Consider the following 12268-nt stretch of genomic DNA (forward strand, 5'->3'; position numbering starts at 1 on the left):
GCGCCTCTGGACCGTTCCGGAGGTACCGCGCTCCGTCACGCCGAATCACCTTCACGCATCGGCACCCGCACACCCCGCTCGTCGGCGACGGACTCGGCGATGTCGTACCCCGCGTCCACGTGCCTGATGACGCCCATGCCCGGGTCGTTCGTCAGTACCCGGCGGACCTTCTCCCCGCCCAGCTTCGTGCCGTCGGCCACCGTGACCTGCCCGGCGTGGATGGACCGTCCCATCCCCACGCCACCGCCGTGGTGGAGGGAGACCCAGGACGCGCCCGAAGCCACGTTGACCATCGCGTTCAGCAGCGGCCAGTCGGCGATCGCGTCGGATCCGTCGAGCATGGCCTCGGTCTCGCGGTACGGGGAGGCGACGGACCCGGCGTCCAGGTGATCCCGCCCGATCGCCAGCGGCGCGGCCAGCTCTCCGCTCGCCACCATGTCGTTGAACCGCTCCCCGGCCTTGTCCCGCTCGCCGTAACCGAGCCAGCAGATACGCGCGGGAAGGCCCTGGAAGTGGACCCGCTCTCCCGCCATCTTGATCCAGCGGGCGAGGGACTCGTTCTCGGGGAACAGTTCCAGGATCGCCTTGTCGGTCTTGGCGATGTCGGACGCCTCACCCGACAGCGCGGCCCAGCGGAAGGGTCCCTTGCCCTCGCAGAACAGCGGGCGGATGTAGGCGGGGACGAACCCGGGGAAGGCGAACGCCCGCTCGTACCCGGCGAGTTGGGCCTCGCCCCGGATCGAGTTGCCGTAGTCGAAGACCTCGGCACCGGCGTCCATGAAGCCGACCATGGCCTCGACGTGCCGGGCCATCGACTCACGGGCCCGCACGGTGAACCCGGCCGGGTCCTTGGCGGCGGCGTCGGCCATGTCCTCGAAGGCGACACCCACCGGCAGATACGCCAGCGGGTCGTGCGCGGAGGTCTGGTCGGTGACGATGTCGATGGGCGCGCCCTCGGCGAGCATGCGCGGCAGCAGCTCGGCCGCGTTGCCCAGCAGACCGATGGAGAGCGGGCGGCGGGCGTCCCGGGCCTCGACCGCGAGCTGGAGGGCGTGCTCCAGGCTGTCGGCCCGGACGTCGAGGTACCGGTGCTCGATACGGCGCTCGATCGCGCGCGGGTCGACGTCGATGCAGATCGCGACACCGTCGTTCATGGTGACGGCGAGCGGCTGGGCGCCGCCCATCCCGCCAAGACCGGCCGTCAGCGTGATCGTCCCGGCGAGCGTGCCGCCGAACTTCTTCGCGGCGACGGCGGCGAAGGTCTCGTAGGTGCCCTGGAGGATGCCCTGGGTGCCGATGTAGATCCAGGAACCGGCGGTCATCTGCCCGTACATGGTCAACCCCAGCTGCTCGAGGCGCCGGAACTCCTCCCAGTTCGCCCAGTCACCCACCAGGTTGGAGTTGGCGATCAGGACGCGCGGGGCCCACTCGTGGGTCTGCATGACGCCGACGGGGCGGCCGGACTGGACCAGCATGGTCTCGTCCTGCTTGAGGGTGCGCAGCGTGCGGACCATGGCGTCGAAGGAGCGCCAGTCGCGGGCGGCCTTGCCGGTGCCGCCGTAGACGACGAGCTTGTCGGGGTGCTCGGCGACCTCGGGGTCGAGGTTGTTCTGGAGCATCCGCAGGGCGGCTTCCTGCTGCCATCCCAGGGCGCTCAGTTCCGTACCGCGCGGCGCTCGTACGGGGCGGGGTCCTGACATGGTCTGCCTCCTGGGGCTCTGCTGCCGGATTGTTGCTGTCGATATTCACATCCTGGCTTTCTGAATAGAACTAGTCAATACGTTCTGGCGTCAGCATCGGTAGGGCAGGGATGTTTCGTTCGGGCATCCGAACGCGGCGCGACGGCAGGGACGACGAGGAGGAGTCGTGGTGGACGAGTACGGCAACACCGGCGAAGGACGGGCCGCCCGCCGGGACGAGGCGGTGCGCTCGGCCGTGGAGCAGGGCCTGCTGGGGCCGGACTCCCCCATCGTCGGACTTCTCGACGTCACCGGGATCCGGGAGTCGGCGGCGGAGCTCCGCGCGGCCTTCGCCGAGGTCACCGCGCCGGGCACCCCGGTGCTGCACGCGTTCGCGGTGAAGGCGACCCCGCTGGTGCCGGTACTGCGGCTGTTGCGCGAGGAGGGCATCGGCGCGGAGGTGGCGAGCCCCGGCGAACTCGCGCTGGCGCGGGCGGCGGGGCTGTCGCCGGCCCAGACCGTCCTGGACTCGCCCGCCAAGACGCCGGCCGAGCTCAGGGAGGCACTGGCGCTGGGGATCGCCGTCAACGCGGACAACCCGCAGGAGCTGGACCGCATCGACGGCCTCGTGCGGTCGGCGGTCAGCCGCTCCCCGCTCGGGATCCGGGTCAACCCGCAGGTCGGCGGGGGCTCCATCGGGGCGACCTCCACGGCCACGGCGACCTCGAAGTTCGGGGTGGCGCTGCGGGACGAGGGGGCACGCGAGTGGGTCGTGCGCGCCTACCTCGACCGGCCCTGGCTGAGCCGGCTGCACGCGCACACCGGCTCGCAGGGCATCCCGCTCCCTCTGATGGCCCAGGGGGTCGCGGAGACGTACGCGCTCGCCGAGGAGATCAACCGGCGCATCGGGCGGCCGCAGATCGACACGATCGACATCGGCGGCGGGCTGCCGGTGAACTTCGCCTCGGACGTGACGGCACCGACGTACGCGGAGTACGCGCGGGCTCTCAGGGAGGCGGTACCGGGGCTGTTCGACGGGCGGTACGGGCTGGTCACCGAGTTCGGGCGGTCGCTGCTGGCCAAGCACGGCACGATCGTGGCGCGGGTGGAGTACGCCAAGAGCGCGGGCGGGCGGGCGGTCGCGGTGACGCACGCGGGCGTGCAGGTGGCGACGCGGACGGTGTACGTACCGGGTTCGTGGCCGCTCAGGATCACCGCGTACGACGGCAAGGGACGGCCCAAGAGCGGGCCCGAGGTGGTGCAGGACGTCGCCGGTCCCGCCTGTTTCGCGGGCGACCTGCTGGCCGAGGGGCGCGCACTGCCGCTGCTCGACCAGGGGGACTACGCGGCGGCGCTGGACACGGGCGCGTACTACTTCGCGCACCACTACGCGTACAACTCGCTGGCCCGGCCGGGCATTTACGGCTTCGTCCCCGACCGGGCGGGAGGCGTGCGCTTCGCGACCGTGCGCGATCCGCAGACGCTCGCCTCGATCGTGGCCGAGTCCGGAGGGGCGCACGCCGGGGCGCTCACCACCCTCCACGGACCCGGAGCCGTTGACACGCAGCGGCGGGTCAAGTGATCAATTGCCCTGCAAACAAGGCAAGTTGACCCACTCTAGTCATCCCGAGCATGTTCCACCGGAAAATGCCAGATCCCTCACCCGTCGCGCACACGTTGCGTAGTTTCGGCGTCACTCAGCCGAACCCCAGGCGGGAGGGGAGCCACGGTGCAGGGAATCGACGAGTGCCTGCTGGAAGCCATGCGGCTGCCGGGTGCGCGGGGTGCCGCGCTGGTCGACTGGACGAGCGGGCTGGCCCTGGGCGCCGTCGGAGAAGCCCCCGGCGGCGACCAGGAGGCGGCCGCCGCGGAGGCCGCCGAGCTCGCCCGGCTCGCCGCCGAGCAGCGCGCCTTCGCCTCCGAGAGTTCCCGGGCCGCTGAGGCGGGGGCGCCCGGGGACGAGCCTGACCCGCCGGTCGAAGATCTCATCCTCAGCAACCGGGACAGCTACCACGTCCTGAGGTTCGTGCCGACGTCCTTCGACAGCAGTGTGTTCCTGCACCTGTGGCTGACCCGCGCGGACGGCAACCTCGCGCTGGCCCGGATCCGGCTCGGCGAGATGGCCGGACGGCTGGAGCTCGGATGACGGCCGTCAGGACCACGCCCGCCACCCCGCCGCCCCGGCTGCCGGTGCGCGACAAGGCGGCCGCGCTGGGCCGCGGCTGGGGCGGTGTCTCGCCGATGCTGACCCGGCTGGCCGCCGAGCGCGCCACCGGCGTCCTGGTGCGCGAGCGCGGCACCCTGCACCTCGCCGACGGCAAGGTGGTGCACGCCGAGAGCCCGGCCGCCCCCGGCGCCGACGTCCTCCTCGCCGCCCACGGCACGCTGGACCCCGACATCTGGCGGCAGGCCCTGGCCGAGAGCGTCGCGAGCACGGGGAGCGCCGGCACCGGGGTCCGCCGCCTCACCGGCGCCGAGGCCGTGCACCGGGCGGGCCGCCGGCTGGTCGCGGGCGGCCTGCTCACCGCGGGCGCCCTGGAGATGTGCCGGCTGACCGCGCTGTACGACGCGGCGTACTTCGCCCTCGCCCCGAGCAGCACCCCGGGCCGCTTCCGCTACGGCACCGAGGACGGACCGGACGAGCCCGCCGTCGAGCCCCGAGAACCCGACGACACCCCGGGCGGCCCGCGCCCGGTCCCGGTCGCCGACCTGGAGCGCGAGACCCTGCGCCGCCGCGACCTGCTGCACCGCATCTGGCCGGACGCCCTGCCGGACGAGGTGCCGCTGACCCGGGAGCACCGCCCCGCGCCCCCGCCGCTCCCCGCCCGGCGGCAGGCGGTGCTGGTCCGTGTGGACGGCATCCGCACGGCGTCGGAGATCGCGCGCGAGCTGGGCCGCCCGGCCTTCCACACCCTGGTGGACGTACGGCGGCTGGTGGCGGCCGGAGTGGTCGCGCCCCGCCCGCCGGTGTCCCTCACCGAGCCTTTGCCCGGGCCGCCGGGCGACGGCCCCCTCGTCGAGTCCGTCGATCCCCACATCACCTTGCTGAAGAGGCTCAGGGATGCGCTGGAGGCCCTTTGAGCGGCAGCGGATCCGCGCCGAGAGGAGAGATCTGATGGCAGCAGCTCAGGACGGGATCCTGGAGGAGCTGCGCCGGCTCAGAGCCCGGGTGCCGCAGCTCACGGGCGCCCTCGCGGCGGACGCCGACGGTCTCGTCCTGGCCCAAGACACCCCGGGTGTCGATCCGGAGGCGGTGGCCGCGCTCACCGGGGCCACCCGGGCGCTCGCCGCCCAGCTGGCCGACCAGACCGGCCAGGGCGATCTGCGCGAACTGCTCGTGCGGGGCGTGTACGGCTACGTCGCCACGTACGCGGCGGGTGCCGGGGCCGTCGTCACCCTGTTCGCGCAGGACCGGGTCAACGTCGGCCGCCTGCATCTCGAGGGCCGCCGGGCGGGTGCCCGGATCGGAGAGCTGGTCGACAGCGCGGCCGCCGAGCACACAGAAGCCATCACGAAGGCGCCCGCGAAACCCGCTCCGGCACGTGCCAGAGCGGCTCGCGCGTCCCGGGCCAAGCCCACGGACCCCCGCGCCGCGGCCACCGCACCGACGGCGGCCCGCACCACCACCGAAAGTTGAGAGAACGAGGAGACACAGTCATGGCCAACACCGAAACCGCACTGAAGGAGGCTCTCGCCTCCATCGAGGGCGCGACCGGCGTCGCGCTCGTCGACTACACCAGCGGCATGGCGCTCGGCACCATGGGCGGCAGCAAGGGCTTCGACCTGAACGTGGCCGCCGCGGGCAACACCGACGTGGTCCGCGCGAAGATGCGCACGATGGAACACCTCGGCCTCAAGGGCCAGATCGAGGACATCCTGATCACCCTGTCCGACCAGTACCACCTGATCCGCCTGATCAGCGGACGCGGTGGCAACGGACTCTTCCTCTACCTGGTCCTGGACGCCAAGCGCTCCAACCTCGCGATGGCCCGCCACCAGCTGAGGCAGATCGAAACCGACCTGGAGGTGTGACCCGGGAGCACCGGAACTAGACCAGTGCCGCGGTGCGGCGGCGCGATCCTCCCGGGGCCGCGTCGCCCGCCGCGATACCCGTGCTGCGGTACGCCTTGACCGCCTTGCCGGCCGGGCGGCCGCCGTTCGCGGCGAGCCAGTCGACCCGCACCCACAGCAGCGCGTCCTCGGCCCGCTCGCGCCGCCCGAGCCAGGCGGCCTTGAGCCTCAGTCCGGTACCGCACCCGGCCAGCAGCATGCCGCCCGCGACAGGCACGGCGAACGAACTCGCCAGCGCGACCAGCCAGGCCAGCAGCAGCCACCAGCGGTGTCCGCGGCGCCAGTTGCGCACACTGACCGCACGGTCCTGGAGCACGTCGTGCTTTCCCGCGCGAGCGGCCGCCCGCCCCAGCGTCGTGTACCGCTTGCGGCGGCTGTACGACACCACGGCCACGGCGACGATGAACAGCGCCGCGCCCGCCATCACCCCGATCCGGCGCCCGGTCAGGCCCGGGATCAGCAGCCCGACGGCCGCCGCGAACACTCCGAGCCACCACAGCGGCGCCGCCCCGGCGCGCACGACGACGGCCACCCGAGCCAGCCCCTGAACCCTGCGATCTCCGCGTGCCACGTCCCGCCTCCTCGTCGTCCTGGCACAGTCCTGCCGGTCGGGGAGGGTAGCGAGCGAACGTGAGACGCGTCTGAAAAAACGCCCTACTCCACGAAGAGTCCTCGCGCCGCCGCCCGCGCGTCGAACTCCTCCAGCCGGGCCTGCGCGTCCGGCAGGTCGTCGCACATCGCCTCCAGCAGCACCCGGCCGAGGAGCATCGGCGCGCAGGCGGTGTCGAAGGCGAGGCCGGTGCCGACGGCGGCGGGCAGCAGCAGGTCGGAGACCTTGGCGACCGGGGCGAAGGCGGAGTCGGCGACCGTGACGACGCTCAGGCCCGCCTCCTTGGCGTAGGCGAGGGTGTCGACGACCTCACGGGGATGCCGGGGCAGCGCGAAGCACAGCAGGGTCATGGCGCCCGCGCGGACGGCGGCGTCGATGCGGTCGTGGATCATCGTGCCGCCCTCGTTGAGCAGCCGTACGTCCGGATGGACCTTGGCGGCGAAGTACGCGAAGCCGTACGCCTGGGAGGCGGCGGCCCGCAGACCGAGCACCGGCAGGGGGCGGGAGGCCGCGAGCAGCCGGCCGGCCTTCTGTACCGGCCGCGGGTCGGCGAGGATCTCCGCCAGGTGTCTGAGGTTCTCGATCTCGGCCTCGACGGCCTGCTGGTACTCGTTGTACGACGCCGAGGCCACCGACTGTTCGGTGGGCGCGACCTCGCGCAGGTGCCTGCGCAGGGCGGGGTAGCCGTCGAACCCGAGGGCGACGGCGAAGCGGGTGACGGAGGGCTGGCTGACCCCGGCCAGTTCGGCCAGCTCCACGCTGGACAGGAACGGCACGTCCGCGGCCCGCCGCACCATGCTGTGCGCGATGCGCCGCTGGGTCGGTGTGAGCCGGTGCCCCTCGAACAGTGCCTGCAGCCGTCCCGCGGGAGTGTCCGCGCCACCCGTGTCGCTCATGCCTCGCTCCCCCTCCAGATGTCCGTGAACCGGTCGAGCAGTGCGGCCGCCGCCGTCACGTCGCCCGTGAGCGGCCGGTCGGCCGGGTCCTCTTCGAGGACCGCCTCGGCGAGCTCCAGCGCGCGGCCCACCGGGAGATCCGGGTCGGGCCTGAGGTCGCGCTGGCGCAGCGCCCGTACGGCGGCCACGAGTTCGCAGCCGACGACGAGACGGTACGCGCCGCACGCCCGCAGTGTCTGACGGGCGGCGAGCGAGGCGAAACTGGCCTGTTCCTCGACGCCTCGGGAGAGTACAGCGTGGCCGAGCGAGGCGGGCGCGGAGAAGGCCCGCAGATCGCCGAGGGCGGCTCCGGCGGCGTACTCCAGGATCATCACGCCGGAGGAGGCGGGCTCCTGGTCGGCGAGGAAGGGCCGCAGGCGGGTGAAGGCGGGCTCGTTGAGCGTGGAGAGCCGGGACGTGGACAGGCGGGCGACCTGGGTGAGGGCCAGCCTGAAGTGGTCGAGAGCAAGGGCGAGTTGGGCCTGGTAGAAGCCGCCGTGATGGTAGGCGGCCATGTCCTGGGGGGAGATGAGCGGATTCTCGGCGGCCGCGTTGATCTCGATCGCGAGGACCTCCTCCAGGGTGTCGGCGGCGTCCTGGGCGGGCCCGTGGATCTGGGGGAGACACCGGAAGCCGTACGGGTCCTGGATCCGGCCGAGCGGCGGGGTGGGCCGGTCCTCCGCCCCGATCAACTCCCGCATCCTCCGCGCCACTTCGACGGATCCGCGGTGCGGCCGGGCGGCGTGCACGGGGGCGGCGTACGCCTCGTGCGACCCGTCCACGGCCAGCAGCGACAGCGCCCCCACGACCTGCGTGGCCTCGATGAGCCCGCGCAGCTCGTGCAGCGCGAGGGCGGCCTGGCCGAGGGTGAGGGCGTTGCTGCTGATGAAGGCGAGGGCGTCGTTGTTGTCGAGGAGCTGGGGCTCGGGGGCACCCCCGGTGGAGCCCGCCCCGGCAGCACCGTCCGTCCCTCGCCAAGGATGCTCCCCCGCCAGCGCCAGCCCCACCTGGGCCAGGGCCGCGATGTCTCCCGTGCCCACCGAGCCGAACTCGTTGACGACCGGGTACGCCCCGCTCTCCAGCGCCTCGCACAGGGCCGTCACGACGGTCGGCCGCAGCCCCGCGCCCCCCGCGAGCAGTTGGTTGGCCCGCACCGCGAGCGTCGCCCGGACCTGCCGGGCCGGGAGTTCCTCGCCGATCGCGCCGGCGTGACTGCGCAGCAGCCGCAGACCGTGTTCGGCGGCCGCCTCGGTGGGCACGTCCTCGTTCCGGTTGGCGCCGACACCGGTCGAGCGGCCGTAGACGCGTCCGGTCGCGGCGATCCGGCGGGCGGCGTCCCAGGACTCCGTGACGCGCTTCATCGCGTCGGTCCCGGGCACCGGCCGCGCGCTCCCGTCGGCGAGGCGGACGACGTCCGCGACGCCGAGACCGATCCCGTCGAGGACCACCAAGCCCGTGTGCCCGACCTTGACGGGATCAGGAGTGTCCACGATCCGAGACGACATCTAGCTCAAACTCCCCTCAAAGCGGACATTCGATCTTGCCTGGCGGTCATCCGTTACCTCGGATTAACACCGAACCGTTGACAACCTATTCAGCTACCGAGAACTCTGCATGACGTTATACAGCCGGGCAAGGGACATCTCATGATCCAGTTCGACACGGTCCACAAGCGCTTCCCCAACGGCACGACAGCAGTGCACGATCTCACCCTCGACATGCCGGAAGGCGGCGTGACCGTCCTCGTCGGATCCTCCGGTTGCGGCAAGACGACCACCCTCAGAATGATCAACCGGATGGTCGAGCCGACCTCCGGCACCATCAAGGTCGGCGGCAAGGACGTCACCCGGCAGGACGCGGCCGAACTGCGCCGCTCCATCGGTTACGTCATCCAGCAGTCGGGCCTCTTCCCGCACCGCACGGTGCTGGACAACATCGCCACCGTCCCGCTCCTGCTCGGCCACGGCCGCAAGAAGGCCCGGGCCCGGGCGGCGGAACTGCTGGAGACCGTCGGCCTGACCGCCGAGGCCGGCAAGCGGTACCCCCACCAGCTCTCCGGCGGCCAGCAACAGCGCGTCGGAGTCGCCCGCGCCCTCGCGGCCGACCCACCGGTGCTCCTCATGGACGAGCCCTTCGGCGCGGTCGACCCGGTGGTGCGCACCCAGCTCCAGGACGAACTGCTCCGGCTCCAGAAGGAGTTGAACAAGACCATCGTCTTCGTCACCCACGACGTCGACGAGGCCGTACGCCTCGGCGACCGCATCGCGATCTTCCGGACCGGCGGTCACCTCGTCCAGTGCGCCCCGCCCGCCGAGCTCCTCGCCCGTCCGGCCGACGACTTCGTGGCCGACTTCCTCGGCGCCGAGCGCGGGCTGAAGCTGCTCTCGCTGAAGACCCTGGCCGAGGTCCCGCAGGGCCCGGCCCCGGACGGCGGCGCCTGGACGCTCGTACGCGACGAAGCCGGGAAGCCGGCGCACTGGCGTTCGGCAGACGCCCTCGAACTCCCCGTACGACCCCTCAAGGACGGGGACTCCCTGCTCGCCGCCCTCGACGAGTCCCTCGCCTCCCCCACCGGCCTGGTCGCCCGCGTCGACGCCGACGGCGTCCTGACCGGTGTCACCTCCCGCGACGACATCCACCGGCACGCCGGCCGCGCCCACACGGAAGCCCGGGTGGCCGCATGACCATCGACTGGTCGTGGATATCCGGCCACACCGACGACCTGACCACCCTCACGGTCTCCCACCTCCAGGCAGCCCTGAGCGCCGTCTTCTTCGGCCTGCTGATCTCGCTGCCCCTCGCGGTGGTCGCCCACCGGATCCGCCCCCTGCGCGGGTTCCTGCTCGGGCTCTCGAACGTCCTGTTCACGATCCCCTCCATCGCGATCTTCGTGCTTCTGCTGCCGGTCAGCGGTCTGACCCGCACCACGACCGTGATCGGCCTGACGGTCTACACCCTGGTCGTCCTGCTGCGGAACACGGTCGAGGGCCTCGACTCGGTCCCCGCGAAGACGAAGGAGGCCGCGAAGGCGATGGGTACGCGCCCCCTGCGCACGCTCCTCACCGTCGAACTGCCCCTCGCACTCCCGGTGATCATGGCGGGCGTGCGGATCGCGACCGTCATGTCGATCTCCCTGGTGTCGGTCGCCACCTACATCGGCGACGGCGGCCTCGGCCAGCTCTTCACCGACGGCTTCCAGCGCGACTTCCCGACCCCGGTGATCGTGGGCGTGGTCCTCACGCTCCTGCTCGCCGTGGTCGCGGACGCCCTGCTGGTGGCCCTCCAGTACGTCCTGACCCCGTGGCGGCGGAGGCGAGCCTGACATGTACGAACTCTTCAAGAACCTCGGCTCCTGGCTGACCAGCGGCTCCCAGTGGACCGGCTCGGACGGCATCGCCCATCGCCTCGCCGAGCACCTTCAGTACTCACTCCTCGCGACCCTCGTCGCGGCCGCGATCGGCCTGCCCCTCGGCCTGCTGATCGGCCACACCGGCAAGGGCGCCTTCCTCGCGATCAACCTCGCCTCCTTCGGCCGCGCCCTGCCGACCGTCGGCCTGGTCGTGCTGGTCTTCCTGGCCGGCGGCCTGTCCATGCTCCCGGTCTATGTCGCCCTGGTCGCGCTCGCGGTCCCGGCGATCGTCACCAACACCTACGCCGGCATGACGGCCGTCGACCCGGACGTCAAGGACGCCGCCCGCGGCCAGGGCATGCGCGGCCACCAGGTCCTCCTCCAGGTCGAACTGCCGCTCGCACTCCCCCTGATCATGACCGGCCTGCGCCTGGCACTCATCCAGGTCGTCGCCACCGCGACCATCGCGGCCTACGTCTCCTTCGGCGGCCTGGGCCGCTACGTCTTCGACGGCCTCGCCCAGCGCGACCTCGTACAGGTGCTCGGCGGAGCGGTGCTGGTCGCCGTGGTCGCCGTAGCCCTCGACCTGCTGCTGTCCGGCCTCCAGCGCTTCCTCTTCCGCCACCGCACTGCATAGGGACCTCCCAGATGAACCGACGCACCCTCCTCGCCGGCCTCTTCGCGGCGGCCTCCGTACCCGCGCTCTCCGCCTGCTCCAGCGGCGTCACCTCGCTCGACGGCGGCGGGACGACCTCCGGCGGGAGCGGCTCCAGCAAGGGCGGAGTCACCATCGGCACCGCCAACTTCACCGAGAACCAGGTGCTGGGCTACCTCTACGCCGCGGTGCTCCAGCAGGCCGGCGTGAAGGTGAAGGTCCGCCCGAACCTCGGCACCCGCGAGATCGTGATCCCCGCGCTCAAGGCGGGCGACATCGACCTGCTGCCCGAGTACCAGGGCGCCCTGCTCAACTACCTCGCCCCGAAGGACGCCTCCGCCGAGCCGGGCACCATGCAGAACGCGCTCACCCTGGCGCTGCCCGGCGGCCTCCAGGTGCTGCCGTACGGCCAGGCGGCCGACTCCGACTGCTTCGTCGTCACCCGGGCGACCGCACGGAAGTACGGCCTGACCTCCCTCGCCGACCTCGCCAAGCAGAACGGCGAGCTGGTCATCGGCGCCGCGCCCGAGGTGAAGAAGCGCCGGGTGGGCGCGGTCGGGCTGAAGGACGTGTACGGCGTCGAGTTCAAGGAGTTCAAGTCGCTCGACTCGGACGGCCCGCTGGTCAAGGGCGCGCTGAAGAAGGGGGACGTGGACGTGGCGAACCTGTTCACCACCGACACCGACATCGCGGCCAACGGCTGGGTGGTGCTCACCGATCCCAGGAACCTCATCCCCAGCCAGCACATCGTCCCCCTCATCGCCGACCGCAAGGCCGACGACACGGTCCGCAAGGCGCTCGCCCGCCTCGGGAACGTCCTCACCACCGAGCAGCTCACCCAGCTCAACAGCCAGGTCGACAACGACAAGAAGGACCCGGAGGACGTGGCGAACGCATACGCGAAGCAGCACGGGCTGGCCTAGGAAGGACCCCCGCCGCAACAGGGGGGATAACCCCAGTGCAGCGGGC

The 12268-nt window shown here is 72.1% G+C and carries 13 protein-coding genes; 9 read left to right on the plus strand and 4 right to left on the minus strand.

Going from position 1 to position 12268, the window contains the following annotated elements:
- Positions 1 to 35 precede the first annotated feature (35 nt).
- Entirely contained in the window at positions 36 to 1700 is a 1665-nt protein-coding gene (hutU, locus tag QF027_RS19890; protein WP_306980347.1) for a urocanate hydratase, read from the minus strand.
- Positions 1701 to 1869: 169 nt separating this feature from the next.
- Here hutU and QF027_RS19895 point away from each other — a divergent pair, with 169 nt between their 5' ends.
- The 5 genes from QF027_RS19895 to QF027_RS19915 all read left to right on the plus strand — a co-directional run bounded on the left by QF027_RS19895 (position 1870) and on the right by QF027_RS19915 (position 5711).
- Positions 1870 to 3261, plus strand: coding sequence for a diaminopimelate decarboxylase (locus QF027_RS19895; RefSeq protein WP_307082428.1), 1392 nt, complete (start codon positions 1870 to 1872; stop codon positions 3259 to 3261).
- Between the two features lie 147 nt (positions 3262 to 3408).
- Positions 3409 to 3825 (plus strand): hypothetical protein, encoded by a 417-nt coding sequence (locus tag QF027_RS19900; RefSeq protein ID WP_306980345.1) that lies wholly within the window; start codon positions 3409 to 3411, stop codon positions 3823 to 3825.
- Positions 3822 to 4760: a hypothetical protein gene (locus tag QF027_RS19905; RefSeq protein ID WP_307075997.1), complete on the plus strand. Its 939-nt coding sequence runs from the start codon at positions 3822 to 3824 to the stop codon at positions 4758 to 4760. Before QF027_RS19900 ends, QF027_RS19905 begins: the two co-directional genes overlap by 4 nt.
- 34 nt (positions 4761 to 4794) lie before the next feature.
- On the plus strand, positions 4795 to 5316 hold the full coding sequence (locus QF027_RS19910; protein ID WP_307075999.1) for a roadblock/LC7 domain-containing protein: 522 nt from the start codon (positions 4795 to 4797) through the stop codon (positions 5314 to 5316).
- A 20-nt stretch (positions 5317 to 5336) separates the two neighbouring features.
- Complete coding sequence (locus tag QF027_RS19915) at positions 5337 to 5711, plus strand: hypothetical protein (RefSeq protein ID WP_307076001.1); 375 nt, start codon at positions 5337 to 5339, stop codon at positions 5709 to 5711.
- 16 nt (positions 5712 to 5727) lie between these two features.
- Here the strand turns inward: QF027_RS19915 and QF027_RS19920 are convergent, their stop codons facing one another.
- From QF027_RS19920 to QF027_RS19930, 3 genes are all read right to left on the minus strand, one after another.
- Complete coding sequence (locus tag QF027_RS19920) at positions 5728 to 6321, minus strand: hypothetical protein (protein WP_306980334.1); 594 nt, start codon at positions 6319 to 6321, stop codon at positions 5728 to 5730.
- An 83-nt stretch (positions 6322 to 6404) separates the two neighbouring features.
- Positions 6405 to 7256, minus strand: a complete 852-nt coding sequence (locus QF027_RS19925) for a MurR/RpiR family transcriptional regulator (RefSeq protein ID WP_307076003.1) — start codon at positions 7254 to 7256, stop codon at positions 6405 to 6407.
- Positions 7253 to 8800 carry an aromatic amino acid ammonia-lyase gene (locus QF027_RS19930; protein WP_307076005.1) on the minus strand — a complete coding sequence of 516 codons (1548 nt, stop codon included), beginning with the start codon at positions 8798 to 8800 and terminating at the stop codon, positions 7253 to 7255. The genes QF027_RS19925 and QF027_RS19930 overlap by 4 nt, the downstream gene beginning before the upstream one ends.
- A 141-nt stretch (positions 8801 to 8941) precedes the next feature.
- Here QF027_RS19930 and QF027_RS19935 point away from each other — a divergent pair, with 141 nt between their 5' ends.
- From QF027_RS19935 to QF027_RS19950, 4 genes are read left to right on the plus strand one after another with little or no spacing between them, the layout of a single operon-like run.
- Positions 8942 to 9979, plus strand: a complete 1038-nt coding sequence (locus tag QF027_RS19935) for an ABC transporter ATP-binding protein (RefSeq protein WP_307076007.1) — start codon at positions 8942 to 8944, stop codon at positions 9977 to 9979.
- Entirely contained in the window at positions 9976 to 10617 is a 642-nt protein-coding gene (locus tag QF027_RS19940) for an ABC transporter permease (protein ID WP_266518422.1), read from the plus strand. Before QF027_RS19935 ends, QF027_RS19940 begins: the two co-directional genes overlap by 4 nt.
- Before the next feature lies 1 nt (position 10618).
- On the plus strand, positions 10619 to 11281 hold the full coding sequence (locus QF027_RS19945; RefSeq protein WP_306980325.1) for an ABC transporter permease: 663 nt from the start codon (positions 10619 to 10621) through the stop codon (positions 11279 to 11281).
- Between the two features lie 11 nt (positions 11282 to 11292).
- Positions 11293 to 12222, plus strand: a complete 930-nt coding sequence (locus tag QF027_RS19950) for an ABC transporter substrate-binding protein (RefSeq protein WP_306980321.1) — start codon at positions 11293 to 11295, stop codon at positions 12220 to 12222.
- The last annotated feature ends 46 nt before the right edge of the window (positions 12223 to 12268 follow it).

Source organism: Streptomyces canus (assembly GCF_030816965.1).
Classification (GTDB): domain Bacteria; phylum Actinomycetota; class Actinomycetes; order Streptomycetales; family Streptomycetaceae; genus Streptomyces; species Streptomyces canus_E.

Bases quoted from the DNA above. Each gene is read 5' to 3' on its own strand.
- QF027_RS19935 (WP_307076007.1), top strand. From the start codon at position 8,942: ATGATCCAGTTCGACACGGTCCACAAGCGCTTCCCCAACGGCACGACA.
- QF027_RS19945 (WP_306980325.1), top strand. From the start codon at position 10,619: ATGTACGAACTCTTCAAGAACCTCGGCTCCTGGCTGACCAGCGGCTCC.
- QF027_RS19940 (WP_266518422.1), top strand. From the start codon at position 9,976: ATGACCATCGACTGGTCGTGGATATCCGGCCACACCGACGACCTGACC.
- QF027_RS19905 (WP_307075997.1), top strand. From the start codon at position 3,822: ATGACGGCCGTCAGGACCACGCCCGCCACCCCGCCGCCCCGGCTGCCG.
- QF027_RS19950 (WP_306980321.1), top strand. From the start codon at position 11,293: ATGAACCGACGCACCCTCCTCGCCGGCCTCTTCGCGGCGGCCTCCGTA.
- QF027_RS19930 (WP_307076005.1), bottom strand. From the start codon at position 8,800: ATGTCGTCTCGGATCGTGGACACTCCTGATCCCGTCAAGGTCGGGCAC.
- QF027_RS19925 (WP_307076003.1), bottom strand. From the start codon at position 7,256: ATGAGCGACACGGGTGGCGCGGACACTCCCGCGGGACGGCTGCAGGCA.
- QF027_RS19915 (WP_307076001.1), top strand. From the start codon at position 5,337: ATGGCCAACACCGAAACCGCACTGAAGGAGGCTCTCGCCTCCATCGAG.
- QF027_RS19910 (WP_307075999.1), top strand. From the start codon at position 4,795: ATGGCAGCAGCTCAGGACGGGATCCTGGAGGAGCTGCGCCGGCTCAGA.
- hutU (WP_306980347.1), bottom strand. From the start codon at position 1,700: ATGTCAGGACCCCGCCCCGTACGAGCGCCGCGCGGTACGGAACTGAGC.